At 46.0% G+C, this 19742-nt stretch carries 23 protein-coding genes; 10 read left to right on the top strand and 13 right to left on the bottom strand.

What is annotated here, in order from left to right:
- Positions 1-163 precede the first annotated feature (163 nt).
- The gene (locus F3H20_RS17300) at positions 164-997 is read left to right on the top strand and encodes a DJ-1/PfpI family protein (RefSeq protein ID WP_149736113.1); all 834 of its coding nucleotides are present in this window, start codon (positions 164-166) and stop codon (positions 995-997) included.
- A gap of 167 nt (positions 998-1164) precedes the next feature.
- On the opposite strand, the gene pdxR is transcribed toward F3H20_RS17300, so the two are convergent.
- Positions 1165-2553: a MocR-like pyridoxine biosynthesis transcription factor PdxR gene (gene pdxR / locus F3H20_RS17295; protein WP_149736112.1), complete on the bottom strand. Its 1389-nt coding sequence runs from the start codon at positions 2551-2553 to the stop codon at positions 1165-1167.
- Between the two features lie 298 nt (positions 2554-2851).
- On the opposite strand from pdxR, the gene F3H20_RS17290 reads away from it, so the two are divergent.
- Positions 2852-3358: a flavin reductase gene (locus tag F3H20_RS17290; protein ID WP_149736111.1), complete on the top strand. Its 507-nt coding sequence runs from the start codon at positions 2852-2854 to the stop codon at positions 3356-3358.
- Positions 3359-3782: 424 nt separating this feature from the next.
- Positions 3783-4778, top strand: coding sequence for a dihydroxyacetone kinase subunit DhaK (locus F3H20_RS17285; RefSeq protein WP_149736110.1), 996 nt, complete (start codon positions 3783-3785; stop codon positions 4776-4778).
- Positions 4779-5167: 389 nt separating this feature from the next.
- Here F3H20_RS17285 and F3H20_RS17280 read toward each other — a convergent pair whose 3' ends face one another.
- The 6 genes from F3H20_RS17280 to F3H20_RS17255 form a co-directional block, all read right to left on the bottom strand.
- Positions 5168-5485, bottom strand: a complete 318-nt coding sequence (locus F3H20_RS17280; protein ID WP_188128393.1) for a cupin domain-containing protein — start codon at positions 5483-5485, stop codon at positions 5168-5170.
- Between the two features lie 120 nt (positions 5486-5605).
- Positions 5606-6394, bottom strand: coding sequence for a histidinol-phosphatase HisJ family protein (locus tag F3H20_RS17275; RefSeq protein ID WP_149736108.1), 789 nt, complete (start codon positions 6392-6394; stop codon positions 5606-5608).
- A 31-nt stretch (positions 6395-6425) separates the two neighbouring features.
- Positions 6426-6806: a VOC family protein gene (locus F3H20_RS17270; RefSeq protein WP_149736107.1), complete on the bottom strand. Its 381-nt coding sequence runs from the start codon at positions 6804-6806 to the stop codon at positions 6426-6428.
- A gap of 171 nt (positions 6807-6977) precedes the next feature.
- Positions 6978-7574, bottom strand: coding sequence for a DJ-1/PfpI family protein (locus F3H20_RS17265; RefSeq protein WP_149736106.1), 597 nt, complete (start codon positions 7572-7574; stop codon positions 6978-6980).
- A gap of 61 nt (positions 7575-7635) precedes the next feature.
- Positions 7636-8280 (bottom strand): LysE family translocator, encoded by a 645-nt coding sequence (locus tag F3H20_RS17260; RefSeq protein WP_223191823.1) that lies wholly within the window; start codon positions 8278-8280, stop codon positions 7636-7638.
- A complete protein-coding gene (locus F3H20_RS17255) occupies positions 8277-8783 on the bottom strand; it encodes a ClbS/DfsB family four-helix bundle protein (protein WP_149736105.1) in 507 nt (168 codons plus the stop codon). Before F3H20_RS17255 ends, F3H20_RS17260 begins: the two co-directional genes overlap by 4 nt.
- 163 nt (positions 8784-8946) lie before the next feature.
- Here F3H20_RS17255 and F3H20_RS17250 point away from each other — a divergent pair, with 163 nt between their 5' ends.
- On the top strand, positions 8947-9186 hold the full coding sequence (locus tag F3H20_RS17250; RefSeq protein ID WP_188128392.1) for a CDGSH iron-sulfur domain-containing protein: 240 nt from the start codon (positions 8947-8949) through the stop codon (positions 9184-9186).
- A gap of 330 nt (positions 9187-9516) precedes the next feature.
- Complete coding sequence (locus tag F3H20_RS17245) at positions 9517-10332, top strand: MerR family transcriptional regulator (RefSeq protein WP_149736103.1); 816 nt, start codon at positions 9517-9519, stop codon at positions 10330-10332.
- Between the two features lie 320 nt (positions 10333-10652).
- Here F3H20_RS17245 and F3H20_RS17240 read toward each other — a convergent pair whose 3' ends face one another.
- Entirely contained in the window at positions 10653-11159 is a 507-nt protein-coding gene (locus F3H20_RS17240; RefSeq protein WP_149736102.1) for a flavin reductase family protein, read from the bottom strand.
- A 305-nt stretch (positions 11160-11464) separates the two neighbouring features.
- On the opposite strand from F3H20_RS17240, the gene F3H20_RS17235 reads away from it, so the two are divergent.
- Positions 11465-11812 (top strand): winged helix-turn-helix transcriptional regulator, encoded by a 348-nt coding sequence (locus F3H20_RS17235; RefSeq protein ID WP_188128394.1) that lies wholly within the window; start codon positions 11465-11467, stop codon positions 11810-11812.
- Positions 11813-12023: 211 nt separating this feature from the next.
- The gene (locus tag F3H20_RS17230; RefSeq protein ID WP_188128391.1) at positions 12024-13088 is read left to right on the top strand and encodes an HD-GYP domain-containing protein; all 1065 of its coding nucleotides are present in this window, start codon (positions 12024-12026) and stop codon (positions 13086-13088) included.
- 58 nt (positions 13089-13146) lie between these two features.
- On the opposite strand, the gene F3H20_RS17225 is transcribed toward F3H20_RS17230, so the two are convergent.
- Together F3H20_RS17225 and F3H20_RS17220 are read right to left on the bottom strand one after the other, a co-directional pair.
- Positions 13147-13359, bottom strand: a complete 213-nt coding sequence (locus F3H20_RS17225) for a cation transporter (protein ID WP_149736099.1) — start codon at positions 13357-13359, stop codon at positions 13147-13149.
- Between the two features lie 115 nt (positions 13360-13474).
- Entirely contained in the window at positions 13475-14566 is a 1092-nt protein-coding gene (locus tag F3H20_RS17220; protein WP_394349578.1) for a glycosyl hydrolase family 18 protein, read from the bottom strand.
- A 313-nt stretch (positions 14567-14879) separates the two neighbouring features.
- On the opposite strand from F3H20_RS17220, the gene F3H20_RS17215 reads away from it, so the two are divergent.
- The gene (locus F3H20_RS17215; RefSeq protein ID WP_223191822.1) at positions 14880-15164 is read left to right on the top strand and encodes a hypothetical protein; all 285 of its coding nucleotides are present in this window, start codon (positions 14880-14882) and stop codon (positions 15162-15164) included.
- Positions 15165-15197: 33 nt separating this feature from the next.
- Here the strand turns inward: F3H20_RS17215 and F3H20_RS17210 are convergent, their stop codons facing one another.
- Genes F3H20_RS17210 through cbiQ form a run of 3 tightly spaced genes read right to left on the bottom strand, consistent with a single transcriptional unit; the run spans position 15198 to position 17570 of the window.
- Positions 15198-15845, bottom strand: coding sequence for an NUDIX hydrolase (locus F3H20_RS17210; RefSeq protein WP_188128390.1), 648 nt, complete (start codon positions 15843-15845; stop codon positions 15198-15200).
- A gap of 1 nt (position 15846) precedes the next feature.
- The gene (locus F3H20_RS17205) at positions 15847-16653 is read right to left on the bottom strand and encodes an energy-coupling factor ABC transporter ATP-binding protein (RefSeq protein WP_223191821.1); all 807 of its coding nucleotides are present in this window, start codon (positions 16651-16653) and stop codon (positions 15847-15849) included.
- Positions 16654-16655: 2 nt separating this feature from the next.
- A complete protein-coding gene (gene cbiQ / locus F3H20_RS17200) occupies positions 16656-17570 on the bottom strand; it encodes a cobalt ECF transporter T component CbiQ (protein ID WP_149736095.1) in 915 nt (304 codons plus the stop codon).
- A gap of 360 nt (positions 17571-17930) precedes the next feature.
- On the opposite strand from cbiQ, the gene F3H20_RS17195 reads away from it, so the two are divergent.
- A complete protein-coding gene (locus tag F3H20_RS17195; protein ID WP_149736094.1) occupies positions 17931-19073 on the top strand; it encodes an amidohydrolase in 1143 nt (380 codons plus the stop codon).
- A gap of 294 nt (positions 19074-19367) precedes the next feature.
- Positions 19368-19742, top strand: a 375-nt coding sequence (locus F3H20_RS17190; RefSeq protein ID WP_223191820.1) for a hypothetical protein, incomplete at its 3' end; no start/stop codon positions are given.

Raw genomic sequence — 19742 nt, 5'->3', positions numbered from 1 at the left:
GTACACCGTAGCAACCGGCTTTCACTACTGCTACTTTCTGCATATATTACATAATTACTGGCCTCCCTCACTTCTTAAAATCTGGCCCTTTTACAGTGGCAGTTTGCATGATTTAATATAGCTATCATGTGCACAGATGAATAAGTGTTGGAGGTTCTGAGCAATGGATAATAATGAATTACCACTCAAAGTAGGTATCTTTTTGTTTGACGGTGCTGATGCAACTGATTTTATTGGCCCCTATGAGGTATTTTCCGCCGTAGATCTTGCCCCGTCTAAAAAGCGGACTACCCTATATCAAACTTCACATACTATGTATGACGTATTCACTGTCAGTGAAACTAAAAAAGATCTGCGGGCTTTAACAGGAGGACTGCGTTTTAAGGCAGAATACACCTTTAACGATTGCCCCGCGATCGACATCTTGGTTGTTCCCGGCGGCACAATCACAGAAGAACTGGCCAATACTACTGTCATTAGCTGGCTGCAGAAACAGAGCACTAAAGCGGCTATTACCTTATCCGTATGCAGCGGAGCAGTATTACTAGCCAAGGCAGGGCTCCTTAGCGGGCTGTCAGTGACAACACACCACCTGGCTTTTGATGATTTATCAGCTATTGATCCCACCATCACGCTGAAGAAAAATGACCGGTTTGTTGACAACGGCCGCATTATTACGGCGGCCGGCGTTACAGCCGGCTATGATGCTGCCATGCACATCGTCTATAAAACAGCCGGACGCAGCGCCTTTTTTAAAGCCGGCGAAATATTGGAATATGGCGAAGCCTGGAAAAGCGTGCAAAGAAAACTGGCTGGACTGCCTATCCATCGCACAATTACCGATAAGTGTATCAAATGTGGCAAGTGCGCGAAGCTTTGTCCTTTCCATGCGGTTGTCGAAGGCGAAACACAGTTTGAGATTCAGCCAGAACGGTGTGTCGGTATAGGTCCGTGTGCCAAGCTGTGCCCGGTAGCGGCCATTGAATCATCCTTCTAGCATCCGGTATAGTTTCAAAAAAACATCAGACAATATAATAGGCAGGGCTATGGAAATTACGCATTCCATAGCCCTGTTTACTGTTAATAGGCCAAGTTAGCACACCATGAACCCTGTCATCTTGCCGTAGTATCAGTACGCGGCGTCACGCCCGATCTTAGACCGACTCAGATAAGCCAGGCCTGGCGCAATAAACGGACCGCCGGATCAATATCCTCATTGGCAATGGCACCGAAACCCAAAAGAACGCGGTGCGCTTTTCCTGGGGTGGCTTCCACCCAGAGATTATCGCCGTTAATAGCTACACCGGCCCTAGCCGCTCTGGCTACCAGTTCCTGTGAGGACACCGGCTGATTGAGCTGCAGCAGGATATGGAGGCCGGCATTTACTCCGGACACTGTGATGGTGTCCCCGAAATGCTCTTGTAAAGCCTGCAGTAGGCTATCTCTCTTTTTCTTAAAATGACGGAGTAGTTTCCGCATGTGACTCTCAAAGAGATTCTCCTGTAAAAACCGTTCCAGAGGTTTTTGGATGAGCAGCGGCACCGAGCAGGCATAGTTTTCTGTTTTCTGCCGCAGACTTAACGCTAATTTTTCCGGCAATACCATAAAGGCAACCCGCAGGGACGGCGAAAGAATTTTAGAAAAGCTGCCAATGTAGATTACCTTATCCGGCGCCAGGCCCTGCAAAGCCGGGGCCGGTTTTACGTCATAGCGCAAATGGCAGTTGTAGTCATCTTCAATAATCAGCGCATCCTGGTCAAAGGCCCAGTCAATAAGCTGCAAACGCCTGGTTATGGACATAATACGGCCCGTCGGAAATTGGTGCGAAGGAGTCACATAAGCCGCCTGAGCGGTTACAGTCCGCAGGACTTTAACATTGATGCCGTGGCTGTTAACCGGAATAAGTGGCACCTGAAAGCCATAATTGGTAAAAGCCAAATGGGCAGCAGCGAAACCCGGATCTTCCATGGCAATGGCACTTGCCTCCGTTCGAAGGAGCTGACAGATAAGCATCAGGCAGGGAATCGTTCCGGAAGTAATCCATATTTGATCGGCGGTACAACGGACATCCCGGTATTCATGCAAATATTTTACCAGTTCCTGGCGTAGTCCCGGTTCACCCCTAACGTCACTGTAATTTAAAAATTGATCTTTATCCTGTCGCAGACAGAGATTGGTTAACCGCTGCCATTGGCCAAAGGGAAAAACTTGCGGGCTTAAATTACCATACCGGAAATCGTATAAGATTCCGTCCGGCTGCGATTGGCCGGAAGGCATATCCGGAGCCGCTTCCGCAAAGGCGGACAATTTAGTGTTGCGAAGTGTTTCCACATAATAGCCGCTACGGCTTTTTCCCACAATATAGCCTTCGGATAAGAGCTGCTGATAAGCGGTATCCACCGTATTACGGCTGATATGGAGCTCTGACGCAAGACGGCGGCTGGAGGGCAACTTGGCCTGTGCATTGAGTTCACCGCTTAAAATTTTAGCCCGCATTTGCTGGTAAAGCTGTTGATAGAGCGGTTTTTTACTGTTCGCAGCCAGTAGGTACATGAGGGGCCTCCTTATAGAAAGTGCTGCCTATGACCAAAAGTAAAAGCCTCTATAGGCATGACACAAAAACTGAAATTTTGCAACCTATTATACTATTGATTTTCCAGAAGGTATATACTTATATAATACAAACATTTCATGGATTGAATATATACTTGACCGTTCTAGTTCGCTGACCAGTGCGCCATGAATTACAGCAATCAGACCTTCATGGCCTATACTCTTGTCCTTTGCTCCCGTCACTCACAGCTTACTCTAAGACACTGGGACTAAATATTTATCACAAGGAGGATATTTTATGAATTTCGAGGAAGTAACGCTTAAACAGTTTGATTTTAACCCTTTTACGAAAATAGAGGAATGGGCGCTTTTAACTGCCGGAACCAAAGAGCGGTTTAACATGATGACAATTACCGGAGTTATGTGCGGGAAATTTTTTCTCAAGCCGATGATGCAGGTATATGTTCATCCCGACAGGTATTCCTATCAATTTTTAGCGAACAATGACTACTTTACAGTATCTTTCTTCGATATTCCACAGCATCCAGCCCTACAGATTTGCGGTAAAATGCATGGCAATGAAGGTAATAAGCTGGCCGAATCGGGGCTGCATCCCCTTCCATTCGAAAACACAGTTCTTTTTGAAGAGGCAAAAACAATTTTTATCTGCAAAAAAGTGTATCATACCGATGTAGAAAAGGATCAATTTGATTCACAGCAACTGTTTAAAGAATATTATAGAGATTCTACAACCTTTCATAGGATTTATCTCGGCCAGATCGAAAAAGTACTCCGCCACAAATAGCGGACACCACGCACAAGATAGGTCGCTAAAACAACATACCTTTATAAATGGAATTGGCATCTGTTTGATTTTATGCCTTTCCTGCACCTATTCAAGGAGAACCCCATGCAATACTTACTATCAGACCTTACAAAGAGGTTCTCGCTTGCTTTTAAAAGTTCATTTACCAAGTCTTTTTATACAGTTGTCCTTCTGGTTCTTCCGGATTATCAGTTACCATATAATATAACAAGTACTACTGGCAAATTATACCATAATATTATCAGCACTTTGTGAAGTCTCCGGTTAAAAGATCACATAAAACGCCGCACTGTTTCCGGCTGGCGTTTTACGTAAATTCACGTAGCGGGAGGTGAAACAAACCCCTTGGCTGGGTTACCTTATTCCTGGCATTAAAACATTAACGTTTTATGGAGGTTTTGTTATGAGAAGATTGGTAAATGATCCTTACAACGTGGTGGAAGAAATGTTAGAAGGTTTTGTTTTAGCCCATAGCAAATACGTTACACTGCTGGATCACGACGGGCGGGTTGTGGTCAGTAAAACGGCACCCGTAAAAGATAAAGTCGGCGTTATTATCGGCGGCGGTTCCGGGCATGAGCCCCTATTTTTAGGCTATGTAGGCCCCGGCTTCGCAGATGCGGCAGTCATTGGCAACATCAATACATCTCCCTCACCGGAACCTTGCTATAATTCCGTCAAGGCTGTCGATACCGGAAAAGGCTGCCTGTTCTTGTACGGAAACTACGCCGGTGATGTTATGAATTTTGATATGGCCGTGGAAATGGCAGAAGCCGATGGTATCCGGGTAGAAACCGTATTAGTAACAGACGATGTATTCTCATCCAAAACATTTTCCAGCCGGCGGGGCGTTGCCGGTGACTTCTTCGTATTCAAGGCAGCTGCCGCAAAAGCTGATACAGGAGCCAGCTTGGATGAAGTAAAAGCTGCTGCAATCCATGCAAATAATCATACCCGATCTATGGGCGTAGCGCTTTCATCAGCCACCCTGCCCGCAATCGGCGGCCCGATTTTTAAAATGGAAGATGGCGATATGGAGATCGGTATGGGTATCCATGGCGAACCGGGTGTCGAGCGTGGTAAATTAGAAGCAGCCGATAAGGTCGTTGAAAAAATTATGCCCTATATATTAAATGACCTTCCCTTCTGGAAAGGGGACGAAGTCAATGTCCTGGTAAATGGGTTGGGCGGACTCCCCCTGATGGATCTACATATTGTCTATCGACGGGTTGCGCAAATTTTAGCACAGCATGAAATAACGGTACATGCATCCTTTGTCGGTAACTATGCAACTTCCATGGACATGGTGGGCATGTCCATTACATTGATAAAATTGGATGAAGAGTTAAAACTGTTGTTGGATGCTCCTTGCGCTACACCCTATTGTATAATTAAGTAAAAAAATGATCAGACAAGCTAACTTCCACTGCCCGTGACATCTGAGACAGCTTGTCAAAGTCAGATTTACCTATATGCCAAGCACCAAGCGGTATCTGAAAAATAAGTATAAAAAATGGAGCTACCATGCTCCATTTTTTTATACTTATTTTATAACCGTTTGCCCAGGGTTCTCAACATAAACACTGGTACTGGGAAAGACAAATCTATATGGCTTGTAATGTACAGTAATAGCCGGTACAAATGCTCAGGAATTGGCGGCTCCGTCGGTTACCTTATTGAATAACTAGTTCTCCCCCAAAGCAACAGGCCACTTCCTGTTTAGTATGTTGTAGGTCAGCACTTCTTGGGCTATAAAAGATACTCTATCGTCAAAATTAATACGCTTGACTATTTATGAATACAATTTATCTTTATGATTTTTAATGATTGATTCGTTTCGTTCCATACAGAGTGTTCGACAGCACCCTTTACATATAAGGTTTCATCCTTCTTTAAAACAACCGATTCATTTTCTAACTTGATGGTAGCGCACCCGTCAACTACTATAAAAAGGTGATCCTTCTCATGCGTATGCGACGGTGCCGGGCCGCCTCCACCCGGCTCTACATAGGCTACTGCCGAATCCAATATGGTAGCGTTTAAATCTGTAGCCAGCATCTTGGCCTGAAACTTCATATGTCCAGGCGGCGTAATAAAATCCGACATGATAAAAACTCCCCCTTCTGCTCTCGTTAAAATAGGAGTACAAAAATAACATTCCTGTAAAACCAAGAAGCTCCTGCCAAAATACATATTTTAGCTAGAGTCTTATTTATGAAAACCACACTATAGGCCGTGGAAAATAGGATTCATTCTATCAAAGGTACAAAACTGTCTAAACCCTATCTTCTTTAACTCTTCTCTCGCATATAAAAGCTGCTTACCCAACTGGTTTTCCTCATGACAATCGGAACCGAACGTAAGGATGGTCCCGCCCAGTTCATAATACCAGCTTAAAATAGTACGCGACGGGGTAAGGTCCGGCAGTCCGTAACGAAAACAGGAAGTATTGACCTCCAGCCCTTTGCCGTCGGCAATGGTCAATTTTAAAATGTCTTTTATCAGTTTCTCATTCATCTTGTCATCGAATATGCCTGCCCGGTCATAACGCTTTATCATATCTAAATGACCTAAGACACTATAGCTTTTAAAGTTTGAAATTACGTCTAATATGGCCTGATAGTATCCCCGGTTGTATTCTCGCTGTGTTTTTCCCTGTTGATACTCGCCTGTCCAAAATTCCTGATCATCAATCTGATGGTTTGATAAAATAACGAAGTCGAACGGATAGGCGGCAAAATCACGCTCAAATTCTTTGATCGTATGCATTTGCACGCCGAACTCCACTCCAAACCGGATACGGATCTGATCCCGATATTTAGCTTTAAGGCAGCGGTATTCTGCCAGATACTCTTCATAATTGACTATGTAGGTAAGATCATTTCTAAGATAGTCTGCATGCTCCGTAATACAAATCTCTTCCAGACCCAAACGGATTGCCTGTTCAATCATATCTTGCATAGGATAGGACGAATCGTTGGAATGTCGTGTATGAATATGATAATCCGCTAACATTACATTCTCCTTTCTAACACTAGCGTTCTTCCTATATTGTTATTTCCACCAGATTGCTATCGGGGTCCGACATACAACTTTCGTAATAACCATCTCCCGTTAAACGGGGGCCGCTGATTCTTTTGAAGCCGTCTTGTTCCAATCTTTGGGTTAATTCGTCGACTTTCTCTTTGCTGCCAACTGAAAAGGCAAGATGGACTAATCCTATAGCCGTATTGGCGCTGCGTTCCGCCATGCCCTGTTGGCGCATAAGCTCCAGCCTGGCACCTGATTCAAAGGTAATAAAATACGACTCGAAGCCCTTTAGCGAATTTACATACTTATTGTTTGCTTCGCCATTAAAATATGTCGTATAAAACTCTTTCAATTCTTCTAAACGATTGGTATATAATGCGACATGCTCAATTTTCATAGCAATACCTCTCCTCCGGTTGAATATATTGCTTTTTTAAGCAGCCTTCCGTCTAAATACCGCCACCATGAAAAAACTTTTATTCCTCTGTCATTTCCCGTTTTATTCGCAAAAAGCAGCTTGCTTTAACTCTCTTGTATATAAATATCCTACTTTTATCGAATTGCCCTTTTATTTACGACGCAATTCTTCCCAGTTTCCATACTCCATATATATAGCTGTGCGATGGGCAATTTCTTTTCTCCACAGCTTTGCCACCAAATGAAGTGACAGTTCTATACCGGCGGAAATTCCGGCAGAGGTCAGAAGCTTGCCGTTATCAACAAACCTTACGCCTTTTTCCACCGTCGCCAGCGGAGCAATAGTCGCCATATCGGGCATAACTTCATGGTGGGTCGTATAGGTTAAATGATCAAGCAAACCCAATTTGCCCAGCAGTCTGGTGCCGGAACAAACAGACATAGTAAGGCGGGAAGCTTCATATTGTTTTTTTAGCCATTGCAAAACTTTAGATTTATTCATTTCCGCTTTCGTCCCATTTCCTCCTGGCACAACCAGCACGTCTATGGGTGGATGATCGTTAAACGCATAATCCGGTATAACCTGCAGCCCATTGACCGACCGGACAGCCGCCCCGTCTTCACTAATCGTAAATACCCGGCCCACCAGCCCCTCCTGCAGCCCAACCGCTACAGTGAAAACCTCATAAGGTCCGGCAAAGTCCAACAGTTCTACGTCGTTAAACAGAAAAATTCCGACATGCAGCATCTATATTCCCCCTTTGAAAGGACTGTGGTGTATTTTCAGACTAGTAGTCTGTCTTCACTCCCTATCCTCTTATAAAATCAATCCCGTCTTTAAAAAGAATGATGGCAAAAACAAACAAGACCAACCCCAGAAATTTCATCGTATACAAATAAGCCTTGCCTTGTAAAAGATTCCGGGAGTGGTTTACCAACACGGCCAGCAACAGCTTTGCCCCAACCAGCGCCGCATAGAAACTGACAAGAAAGCCGCCGGCATACCAGCTGCTTTGCACATAGGCAGCGACCAGCAGCGGCGTCCCCACGGTAATCCAAAATAGATAGGGATGGGGGCTTAAGGCGTTAATCATCACACCCTTTACCAGGGAGTTTGTCTCCCCCTCGGCAAAGGACTGGCCGATCCCTTCAGTTTTCAAATTTCCCCAGGCCATGAATAACAAAAACAAGCCACCAGCCAATGAGATCATTCCCAGCAGCGATTTGTGTCCATACAAATTAGACAATACCAATGCCGACCCCAAAACAATCGGCAAATCGGTGATCAGCGGGGAAAGGGCCAGCTTAGCCCCTTCCCGCAGACCGTACTGTAACGTCTGGGAAATAACCATGGCAAACAGCGGACCTGGCGAAATACCGGATACCAACCCTAATAGCGTGCCGGAAAGCAAAAAATTCAACATCTGGGCATATCCATCTAAATAAAAGCTCATAAGTTCTTCTTCCACTTTCGGATTTTCGTTCTAAAGCTCATGAAGGGGGCGACCGAGTTAATGTGCAGCCATTTCCACAGCGGCCAGTTGGCGCTGGTCACCGTCCAGCGGCGCACACCGGGAGTAAACAATTCGGCCTCACTTAACCCGGCGATCCAGGCACACCACAGGGTAACCCGCTCATCCAGCAAGGTCCGTAATTGCTGTAAGGAATAGGAGCTGTATTCGGCATAAAAGCTTTGATATAACAACCCCAGTTGGTTCCACTTATAGTCCGGGGAAGGAGTAACGACGGTTTTCCCCTGAAGCTCGTCCTGCTCCCAGCTCATAACCAACGCCAGCCAACCAAGCTGGTAAGCCAGCATTTCCTGCGGTGTTTTATCCACGGCGGGAAGCCTGACATTTATTTTGTCAGCCGGCACCTCATCAAACTCGCCGGCAAACAGCCGGTAAGTTTTTTCTATTGTCGCAAGCAATTCCGCTTTGTCCTGATACTCCCGCACGCAAAAATCCCTCCATTGATTTATTGCAGTCCAGCCGGGACTGCTGCTCACTGTCAATTAACAAAACATAAGATAATTAAAGGATTATCGAAAAAAACAAAGAAAATGATCAATAATTTCCATTATTGACTGATGGAAAAATTCATTTACAGGAGGAATCATCATGGAAAAACCGGTAATCAGCCAAAAATCTCCGCTTCCGGTGGAAGTCAAGCAAGGGCAAACCTATTATTGGTGTGCTTGTGGAAAGAGTTCAAATCAGCCTTTTTGTAACGGCTCGCACAAAGGTACTTCCTTCCAACCCTTAGCATTTACCGCCGAAAAAGATCAAACAGTCTATTTGTGCGCCTGTAAACAAACGAAGAAATCACCTTATTGTGACGGCACCCACACAACTTTGTAGTTAGTGTTGTCTTGCTGCTATGGTAAAGTTTAGCTTGTGAGTATCTATGGAGGTAAACAACCAATGCGTTGTTGCCCCCGTTTTTTTTTATCGTAAACAATACTCCTGAAAGAGTCTGCCGCTTCTTAAGAAAATAGTGTGAGTGACGCGGCAACATCTTCCTCATCAATCGTAAACCTTCGATCTTTACCTGCGTTGATCACATGCATTTTCCTTTTTTCAACTATGCAATATCCAGATTTTTTATATACCGATATTGACATTGACGTAACGTAAAGTCTTATACTAATAGCAAGCTAGTGCTACAATATCAGGATTCGAGGTGCAAATGTGCTTTCCATTGGAGAATTCTCTAAAATTTGCGGAGTTACAACCAGAACCTTACGTCATTACGACAGTATCGGACTGTTAAAACCCGTCCACACTCACCCGGCTACGGGCTACCGGTTTTATGATGTTTCACAGCTCCGTCAGTTATTACTGATTACCAGGCTTAAGGATTACTGTTTTTCACTCGATGAAATTGTATTTTTACTTGCTTCCACCGACAAAAAATACCTGCTGGAAAAAATCACTGTTAAAAAGCAGGAGCTCCAGGCTAGGATTGACTACTATAAAACCCTGGAACACCGGCTGACAATGGACATTTTACATTTAGAAAGAGGAGTTGATATTATGTCTTTCCTGGACGAAATTCAGGTCACCTTAGTGGAAGTAAAACCACAACCTATTTTGCATAGCCGGCAGCGGATGAGCGTCGAAGACTACGGCACCTATATCGGCAAACTGTTCGAGTTGGCCTGCTCGCAAAACCTGCCGCTTGCCGGACCTCCTATGTCGATCTATCATGACAAGGAATTTGATCCGGCCGATAACGATACGGAGGTCGCTCTGCCGGTTCAGGAGCAAAACGCCCATACCCGCATCCTGCCCGGCGGCCTCTGTGCAACAGCGACTTGCCAAGGCCCCTACTCCAACCTGCCCCATGTCTACGCCAAACTCACAGAATGGCTTGCCGAAAACAACTATGAAATGGCTGCCCCTCCTTATGAGCAATATCTTAAAGGACCTATGGAAGCACCTGCGGCGGCCTCTTTTATCACCCAAATTTATTTTCCGGTGAAAAAGGTTGGCCAACCGGAGTAATATCTGCCGCCATAGCGCTGTGGCCTATGGGCAACCACTGATTATATCCGCATAACCTGGTGCTCCACCAGCCGGTCTTTTCATCAAAGCGGCAAATATACCAATCTATGCAACTTCATTATACCATGTACACCGTCTCCTGTAATTGCCCATAAACAAAGTGACACCTTCAGGCAGACATTTCCAAAATAAAAGTATGCGTTCCGCATTTATTTACGGAACGCATACTTTTATTTTATTACACTATTTATATCTTTCACGACGGCAAACAGTTTCTGTCTCAGTTCGCTCTTTTCCAATATAACCCGGTTAATTACCGCTTACGCTTCCTGGTAGCAAGCCACAATTTCACCGTAATACAGCGTGTGATAATCCCCTTCTGGATAGCAGGTCTTTGCCAGACCTGGGTCAAACAGGGATGGGTCCATCTTTTGCTTGTAGACGATTTTACATTCAAAATGCAGGCCGGCGCCGCTAATGACCGGTACCCCGACCTTTTGCCCCGGCAACACGCTTAAGCCGGCGGCTTTGATTTTATCCATATCCCGTCCTGATTTGGTGCCGCACAATGCCAATGCTTTCTTCATATCGTCATGTAGTGGGACGCTTACCGTAAATTCCGAGCTGTTCTCAATCAGTTCATAAGTATAACGGGATGGCCGCACCAGAACTATAAATACCGGCTTCTGCCAAATATGGCTGATCGCCCCCCAGCCTATGGTCATCGTATTGACTGCCTCACCCGCCGCGGTTGTTAAAAATGCTCCCTTGGGGATCATGTCCAGAGCCTGTTTAGCATATTCGTTATACCGTACCTCTTTAACCACACTCAATTCCCTCCAGCATAAATTTTTTATTAGGCCAGCGCCAGAACGGCCTTGGCTAAAACTGAGGATTTCCAAGTCTTCTCCAATATCCCTTTTAAGCCTTATCTTACGATCTATTTACAGTTGCTGCAAACACTGTTTCTACATGCTATAATATTACATAGTAATATATATATTAGCAAGTACGCACTTATTAGTTCCATAGTATCTTTTTATATACTATAAATAGCCCGTGTTGCAAATTTATACTATTTTGGAGGTTTATTCCCTTGCTTACTTTTCGCAATACTGAATACCAGTGCCCTATGGAATTAACGCTAGAATTAATCGGCGGCAAATGGAAGTCTCTGATCCTCTGGCACTTGGGAGAAAATATCCTGCGCTTTAGTGAATTAAAAAAGGCCTTGCCGAAAATTACCCAGAAAATGTTGACCCAACAACTTCGGGAGCTGGAGCAGGACGGCTTAGTCAAACGCTTTGTATACACTCAGGTACCGCCGAAGGTTGAATATTCATTGACCCATGCCGGCAGGACCATTCTACCCATTTTAACAACCATGTGCCAATGGGGCCTGGATTATGTCGCGGCACCCGATCCAATGAAAGCATGCGTTCCCGCCAGCGGTAGCTTATCCGGTATTTGCCGGGAATAAACAGCCTGCCATATCCCTTTTCTTAAATACTTCCGAAAATTAAAAGAAAACGCTATCCCTTGTAGAATATTATATATGTTATATCACTAAATCATGTACGCCGGCGAGGCACAAGGAAACCAGCCAGTCTATGCGCCCGATTTAACCCTTGGCTTATGCCGCACAATAGATATAGACACTGATGACCATCTTACTACAAGGAGGTACTTGCATGCGCCGTATCCCATTAAATGCTCTTAAGCCCGGCATGCATCTGTCCCAGGCGCTGGTCGCGCCGGACCGAACCGTACTGCTGCATGAGGGAATTGAACTTAAACAAAGATATATCGAATATCTGCGCAATCAAGGCATTACTTATCTATACATTGACGATGCGCCCCCTGCTCCGTCTCCCGCAAAAGAGCCGTCCCAGACTGAACTTCGCCAACAAGCCAAGCAGACGGCACGGAAAGTCATCCATGATTTCCGGCTCGGCAAGGGCGTGCCCTTGGATAAGATCAAAGTTCTTGTCAGCAATCTGGTCACCCGGATTCTGGACAATCCGGAAACAATGCATCACCTGATGGATATTCGCCAAAAAGAAGATTATATGTTCTCCCATGCCGTCAATACCTGCCTGCTGTCAGTACTTACCGGAACCGCCATGGGCTATGACACCCAACGCCTGGAAGAACTCGGCCTGGCCGCCATGCTGCATGATGTGGGAAAGATAAAATTCACCAAAAGATTATCTGCTCAGTTCCCCCGGCGACTGACTGCCCAGGAAAAGGAAGAATACCGGCAACATCCGTTTTATACCCTGGAAATTCTCAAAGAAAATACGTCCTTATCCATGGATATTATAAATGCTTGCTTCCAGCATCACGAGCGCTGGGACGGCAGCGGGTATCCCATGGGAATTTCCGGCGATGTGATCCATGAATATGCGCAAATTATCAGCATTGCCGATGTCTATGACCGTCTGATTACCGGCCTGCCCCACCGGAAACCTACACCGGTGTACTATGCGGCAGCGATCCTTAATAAAGCGGCCGGCACTTATTTTAATCCCGAAATCGTAGCTCATTTTACGAAAAGCATTGCCGCTTATCCCTTGGGCTCAACAGTAAAGCTGAATAATAATCAGCTTGGCTTGATTGTGGAAATGACCGGTCCCAATAACACTATACCGGTCGTACGGATTTTGGCTGATGAAGACAGCACCCACCTCAATCAACTGCTTGAATTGAACTTAGACAAAAACCCTGAACACTTCATTATTGACTTTGACTCATAAGCATTATTAAACAAAACAGCGAAGCGGCATTGGATTACTCCGATGCCGCTTCGCTGTTTTAGCGTGAAACAACCGTATAGCCTTCTTCTTCTATAGCTGATGCAATCTGGACTAAAGTAACCCGACTGTTATCATAATCCAAAGCAAGCTTTTTCTCCTCCAAGTTTACGGTGGCTGCAATAACCCCCGGTAAAGCAAGTACGGCTCTTTCCACTGCCGCTTTGCAATGACCGCAGCTCATTCCCTCTACCGTTATCACTCTTTGTTCCATATAGCCGCCTCCTTGTTCCTATCCATCTAGACCGCCTGACACAGACAGCCTCTACCAGTATATATTGCACACCTTTCAAAAATCACCTGCCGACTGTTGGCGGCAGGTGATTTTTTTATTGCTTCTTAGGAAATTTCTGATCAATTAACGGCCAAATATCCGGTTGTTCCTGCCCCAAACGCCAAATGGCAATTCCCGCCGGTTTGTATTTTGCAATCACATCCAGCTTCGCGGAAGTACTTTCGGCATTTTCAAACCATATTTCATGATTACCGTACTTAACATACGGCGACTTGCTGTTGTCATCGAAAAGCACCTTTGCTCCGTTTTGCTCAGCCCGGACAATGGAGTCCACGTAAGTGACCGTTTCTGTTTCCTTATCCTTTGACCAGTCATAGCCATAGGCACCCAAGCCGACCAGTACCTTCTGGGGACCGCCACATTGTTCGATGGCATACTTTATATTTTTTTCATACCAGTCAATCGGGGCAATCGGTCCGGGCGGCGAAGTCGACCAGTGATGATCATAGGTCATAATCTGAAGATAATCGGCATACTTAGCCAGCTCCGGATAATTATAAGCTCCGGAAACATCCTCCGCTACATCTACCTGAGGAAATACCGAAATAATCAAGGTCTTATTCAAGGCCTTCATCTTAGGGTACAATTCAGCCATAAAAGCGGTAAGATTATCGCGATGCTTAGGCTGCAGCAATTCAAAGTCGATATTGATACCGTCATACTGCTTTTCCTGTACCAGCTTAACAATGTTATCCGTTACCTTGGTACGTACACTGGCATCCCCTAAAATAGTATCGGTCGCACCGGACTTGTTGGTAACCAGCGGAAACATTTTGAGATTCAAACCGCGGGCCGTATCATATACCAGTTGACTGTCCTTGGCCTCCAATGTTCCGTCCTGATTGGCCCGGTACCAAAAGGGACCTACACCGGACATACTCTTGGCATATGTTTTCATACTTGGAAATGATCCGGTCTTATCCGGAGTACCCGGCCAGGGATTCTCGTAATAACCGATAATCAAACGTCCGTCAGATTGCGCTACATTAGTATTGGGATCAGACCCCTGAAGCGGCTTGGGAGCCGGTGACTTTGTGCCGCCGCAACCGGCTGTCAGCAGCAAAGCAAAAATGGTAACCAATACAACCCATAGGATCGTTGTTTTTTTACAGCGCAAACTCTTCACCCTTTCTATGCTTACTTACTATTAGTATCGGCGCTTACCCGTTTCTTATACATCAAAACAAGCTGTCGCCCGCACCGAAAATCAAGCAAGCCTTTGCCGCGTAACATCATCTCCGGCCTAAGAAGAAAGCTAATGTTTGACGTTTACAAGAAATTTATTTAAAATACTGCATAATCTACAAGAATCCGGTTACTCTTTGCTATAAATGGAGCAGACGATCATTTTACCCTGTTTTAGCAACAGGCATTTATCTTTCAGAAATGTTATAATATTCGTTAAATAACTACATCTATAACAAGGGAGCGTGTTGATATTGAAAGATCTTAGAGACCGCTTGTCGATTCCCACGCCGCCACTCGATGGACCCTCTGTTAAGCTGCTGGAGGACGCTTTACTGCATTCCCCAACCAAAACCATCCAATTGGAGATCAACAAAGCTAATTATCAGCTTTCCCGGGAAGGCCGATGGTTCAAATTCTCCCTGTTGACCAAAAAACGGACCGTAAAAAAAAGCACCCTGTTTGAAACCATTACCGAGCTCTACAACCAAGCTGTTCATGGACAAAACTGGCGCATTGATCAAGTCGTCCGCATATAATCTAAAAAAACAAAGCCCTCCACATTGGAGGGCTTATTTTATGGCCAAATCGCGGCACAGAGCTATAAAATTGTGCAGAACACCAGCCGTCAATCCCCAAATCTTCTTATCTTCATACTGATAGGAAAATACCGGAAACATGCGCCGGCTTTTCCAATCCAGCTCGTATTCAGCCGGAAATGCACTCAGCGAATCTTCATCTAACGGCCGGGTAGCCATTTCCAGCTTGCCTTGCTTCGGCTGGACATTCAGTAAATATGGCAAGGGAACGGTAAAATATTCGGCTACTTCCTGATTCGGCCTAATGCCTTCCATATCCTCGAGCACGCCCACCACCGGATACAAAATATTGCCGGTGGGACTGGCTACCATATCCATGGCGCCAATCAGACGAATGCGATCGGCCGCGATATTAAGCTCCTCTTCTGTTTCCCTTAAAGCGGCCTGGCAAATATCATGATCCGTTGCCTCGATCCGCCCGCCGGGAAAACAAATTTCACCGGCATGAGCCAACAGCTCCATTGACCGTATCTCAAATAGAACCGCCGTACTGTCGCCGGTTTTTACTAATGGAATTAATACCGCTGCCCGGCGAAAACCGTCGCTATCGCCATGAATTTTACCGCTTCGACGGGTTAAAACGGCAGCCAGGCGATCATACCAACAACACTCCTCAGTCATATTATCGGTCCTCCTGATGGATATGCACGGCAGCATCGGCGCCGTGCGCATGAATATGATACCTTTCATCAATCACATTAGCCGCCAGCAGCAGCTTTTTATTCCGTAAAATATCAATGGCTTCACCGTCGGCAGCCAACCGGTGCTGCTCATTAATGACAATCACCCGGTCCGCCAGCTCCGGCACCAGCTCCAGACAATGCGTGGCCGTAATTAAGGTTTTTCCCTGACGCTGCAGTTGCTGCAGCAACTGTATCATCCAGCGCTGCGTCCGGGGGTCTAAACCGTTAGTCGGCTCATCAAAGAGCAACACCTCAGGATTGGTTGCCAATATGGCGGCGATTATAACCTTTTTCTTCTCACCGCCGCTTAAATGATGGGGTAGCCGTCCGGCCAACCCGCCAATTCCGATTAATTCCATAAGCTCTGTCGCCCGTTGCCTTGCCTGGCTGGCGGTCATCCCCATTGCCAGCGGACCGAACATAATTTCATCAAGCACACTGGAACAGAACATTTGCACATCGGAATTTTGAAACACAAAACCTACCCTTTGCCGGAAAATAGCGGCAAAAGCTTTATCTCCCATCGTACGTTCATTAATTTGCCGGCCAAAAACCTGTAGCGAGCCACCTGTGGCAAACAATAGCCCTGACAGCAGCTTTTGCAAGGTTGATTTACCGCAGCCATTAGGCCCCAGCAATACTACCTTTTCTCCCGGCATAATTTGCAGCGTTACATCGACAAGCGCTTTTTTCCCCGGCTGATATTCATAGCTAAGCTTATCCAGGGCAAACAATGGTGATGGCATACTCAACTCCCCCATACACTAAGACAAATAACAAGCATCAGCGCCGGAAAAACCGTGTCAGCCAATCGCAGCTTGCCCAGCGGCTGATATGAATACCGCCCGGAATAGCCCCTTTCCCGCATGGCCGCTTCGATCTCCCTGCTGTATTCCATAGCCATCCGGAAAAAGCCGGCTAAAGCCAAACCAATCCATTCCCGGCTGTTTTTTTGATCTTCCCCTGCCACCATACGGCTCTTTCTACCCATAATATATTCCTCTAAAAGCTGTAAAAACAAAAATAAATAACGGTATGTCATATCCAATACCATGACCAGGGAGCAAGGCACTCCCATACAGGCAAGTGCTTTGGTCAGCGTATCCCAACGGGTAGTCGCCATAACCAGCAGCACCGTTCCTATAGAACCGGCCGCACGCAGTAAAACCGTCTCCGCTGCCGTTACTCCCGGCCGGGTTATTGTCAATACATAACCCGACGGTCCGGTTAAACTAAACAAAGCCTCACCCGGAACAATATGGCCGGTCAAAGCGGGCAACAATAGCCAGCCGCTAAATAGCAGCGTCGGCAGCAGTACACGCCGGCCGTAATAGCGCCACCCTATCCGTGAAACGCCGGCCAGAATACATAATAAACCATGCAGCAAACAGAGCGTCAGCACTTGCTGCGCCCCGGCCAGTGCAATGAGTAGCAAAAAACTCCCCAGCATCTTGCTGCGTGGCTCCAGTCGCTGCAATAATCCGTTGCGATCAAGCAGCTTTTCCTGTTCGCCGTCGCTTAGCAAAACATTCTGAATAGACCGCCAGGTTTTCTCCAGATAATGAACGCGCAGCCACCGCCTGCTCGACGCTTCCGGCCACGCCGGCGGACGCTCCTGGCACAGCCACAAAGGAAGGGCTAGTTCTTCCGGCGATTTTTTCATACTTTATCCTTCCTGATTAAAAAATCCACAATGAGAAAGGCTCTCTCATTCGTGGATTATCATGACTCATCAGTTATTTATCTTTCAGGTAAATTATACTATACCCGTCGGCGCCCCGCAACTCTTCTCCTAGAGCGTGTCTTCAAATTAACGGAATGATCCATAACGAGTGATTTTGCGCCAGACAAGGCAAGATTTTCGGGAATAGCGGCCCCTATTTCAAAAAAACGTTAACGAAGTATGGCACAAAAATGCTGCCAGGAGCGTTTCGGATAGTTTGAATACACGTCCTAAAGCCTCACATAAAAATCACTGGACCGGACATGCTACAAAGGTACTATTTATCAGGAGGACTTGCTTATGCTGGCTATTCTCGGCGGGACCGTTTATACCGTATCCGGTGATATCGTGCCTAACGCCTGTCTGTTAATCGATCAGGGAAAATTTCTGGCCGTCGGCAGCCGCCTGGCTATACCACACGACGCCTTGTGTCTTAATGCCACGAATAAAGTCATTATTCCCGGCCTCATAGACTGCCATACTCACTTGGGTATTGCCGAGGAGGCAGTGGGAACAGCTCATATTGATAAAAACGAAGTCAATCAGCCTGTATGCCCTCATTTGCGGGCTCTGGACGGCATCAATCCGGAAGACCGCGGTCTGGAAGACGCCTATACCTCCGGTACCACGACCATAATTGTCACACCGGGCAGTGAAAATGTCATTGGCGGCCAAAGCATTGCCATCAAAACCTATGGCAAAGTGATCGACCACATGATCATGCGCCAACCGGCCGGTATGAAAATGGCCTTTGGTGAAAATCCGATCCAAATGTACATGAAAAAAGACCGGGCTCCTTCCACCCGGATGACTATTGCCGCTATGATCCGGGAAAACCTGATCGCCGCCTTAAATTATGAGAAAGACCTGGCCAAAGGCAAAGTGGGCCGGGACCTGAAAATGGAAGCTTTACTGATGCTATTGCATGGTGAAATTCCCTTGCGAGCCCATGCCCATGCCGCCGACGACATTATGACCGCCATCCGTATTGCCGATGAATTCGGACTGAAACTAACCATCGAACATGCCACCTCGGCTCACAAAATTGCCGAAGAACTGGCCCGCCGCTCAATAGCGGCCACCGTTGGCCCTTCCATCACTGCCCGGGTCAAGGTGGAACTTAAGGACCGGACTTACCGGACCCCGGCTATTTTGCACCAAGCCGGCGTTAAGATTGCCCTGATTACCGATCATCCCTTCCTGCCGGTCAGCAGCCTGCGCTTAGAAGCTGCTCTGGCCATCCGGGAAGGCTTGCCGGAAGCTGTCGCCTTAAGAGCCATTACCTTATCGGCAGCCGAAATTATCGGTGTCAGCGACCGGGTAGGCAGTATCGAGCCAGGTAAAGATGCCGACCTTGTTATACTGGATGGCCCTCCCTTTGCAGTATCCACCAAAGTTGAGCATGTCTTTATCAATGGAATCGAAGTATCGAACAACAATTAATTTTTTTCTGTGAAAACAACTGCTATGTAAAGCAGTTGTTTTTTTATTCCCCTCGTCATATTCAATACCAATTATGTATATAAATGGAATACCCAGGACATGATGGCGGTTACATACCTCTCTTTATCCATCCCTACTTATGTTCAGCATGATAAAGGAAACTTGGACACTTTATGATGCGGGTACTTGTCACACCGGAGGTGATCTATGATTTTTATAATCCTGTAACTCTACACTGGTATTCCCTATTCCCTTTCTTAAAAACGTAAACAAATCAGGGAGGTATATGAAAAATTGAGTACATCAAAACGTGCCAAAGTTGCCGCACTGGCACTATGCATCTCATTACAAAGCTTCTACACAGTTCCAGCCTGGGCAAACTCAGGAGATAAGGGTCCTTCAGATAAAGATAAAGGCAACCTAGCCTATGAAGAATTAGTAGGTAACAACGATTGCAAAGATCCTATTCCAAACTCTCGAATTGACAAATTAGAAGCTAATAAAGCTGACATAAAATATGTTGATTCTCAGGATAAGAAAACATTAGACTCCGCCAAGAGTTATGCCGACTCTCAGGACCAGAAGACTCTAACCTCCGCTAATAACTATACTGACTCTCAGAGCCAGAAGACTTTAACCTCCGCTAACAACTATGCCGACTCTCAGGAC

The organism is Propionispora hippei DSM 15287, assembly GCF_900141835.1.
GTDB lineage: Bacteria > Bacillota > Negativicutes > Propionisporales > Propionisporaceae > Propionispora > Propionispora hippei.
The sequence above is the reverse complement of the archived record's forward strand: the minus strand, read 5'-3'. Positions and strand labels throughout refer to the sequence as shown.

Coding starts and splice junctions, on each gene's coding strand:
- F3H20_RS17300 (WP_149736113.1), top strand. CDS start 164: ATGGATAATAATGAATTACCACTCAAAGTAGGTATCTTTTTGTTTGAC.
- pdxR (WP_149736112.1), bottom strand. CDS start 2,553: ATGTACCTACTGGCTGCGAACAGTAAAAAACCGCTCTATCAACAGCTT.
- F3H20_RS17290 (WP_149736111.1), top strand. CDS start 2,852: ATGAATTTCGAGGAAGTAACGCTTAAACAGTTTGATTTTAACCCTTTT.
- F3H20_RS17285 (WP_149736110.1), top strand. CDS start 3,783: ATGAGAAGATTGGTAAATGATCCTTACAACGTGGTGGAAGAAATGTTA.
- F3H20_RS17280 (WP_188128393.1), bottom strand. CDS start 5,485: ATGTCGGATTTTATTACGCCGCCTGGACATATGAAGTTTCAGGCCAAG.
- F3H20_RS17275 (WP_149736108.1), bottom strand. CDS start 6,394: ATGTTAGCGGATTATCATATTCATACACGACATTCCAACGATTCGTCC.
- F3H20_RS17270 (WP_149736107.1), bottom strand. CDS start 6,806: ATGAAAATTGAGCATGTCGCATTATATACCAATCGTTTAGAAGAATTG.
- F3H20_RS17265 (WP_149736106.1), bottom strand. CDS start 7,574: ATGCTGCATGTCGGAATTTTTCTGTTTAACGACGTAGAACTGTTGGAC.
- F3H20_RS17260 (WP_223191823.1), bottom strand. CDS start 8,280: ATGAGCTTTTATTTAGATGGATATGCCCAGATGTTGAATTTTTTGCTT.
- F3H20_RS17250 (WP_188128392.1), top strand. CDS start 8,947: ATGGAAAAACCGGTAATCAGCCAAAAATCTCCGCTTCCGGTGGAAGTC.
- F3H20_RS17235 (WP_188128394.1), top strand. CDS start 11,465: ATGGAATTAACGCTAGAATTAATCGGCGGCAAATGGAAGTCTCTGATC.
- F3H20_RS17230 (WP_188128391.1), top strand. CDS start 12,024: ATGCGCCGTATCCCATTAAATGCTCTTAAGCCCGGCATGCATCTGTCC.
- F3H20_RS17225 (WP_149736099.1), bottom strand. CDS start 13,359: ATGGAACAAAGAGTGATAACGGTAGAGGGAATGAGCTGCGGTCATTGC.
- F3H20_RS17210 (WP_188128390.1), bottom strand. CDS start 15,845: ATGACTGAGGAGTGTTGTTGGTATGATCGCCTGGCTGCCGTTTTAACC.
- F3H20_RS17205 (WP_223191821.1), bottom strand. CDS start 16,653: ATGCCATCACCATTGTTTGCCCTGGATAAGCTTAGCTATGAATATCAG.
- cbiQ (WP_149736095.1), bottom strand. CDS start 17,570: ATGAAAAAATCGCCGGAAGAACTAGCCCTTCCTTTGTGGCTGTGCCAG.
- F3H20_RS17195 (WP_149736094.1), top strand. CDS start 17,931: ATGCTGGCTATTCTCGGCGGGACCGTTTATACCGTATCCGGTGATATC.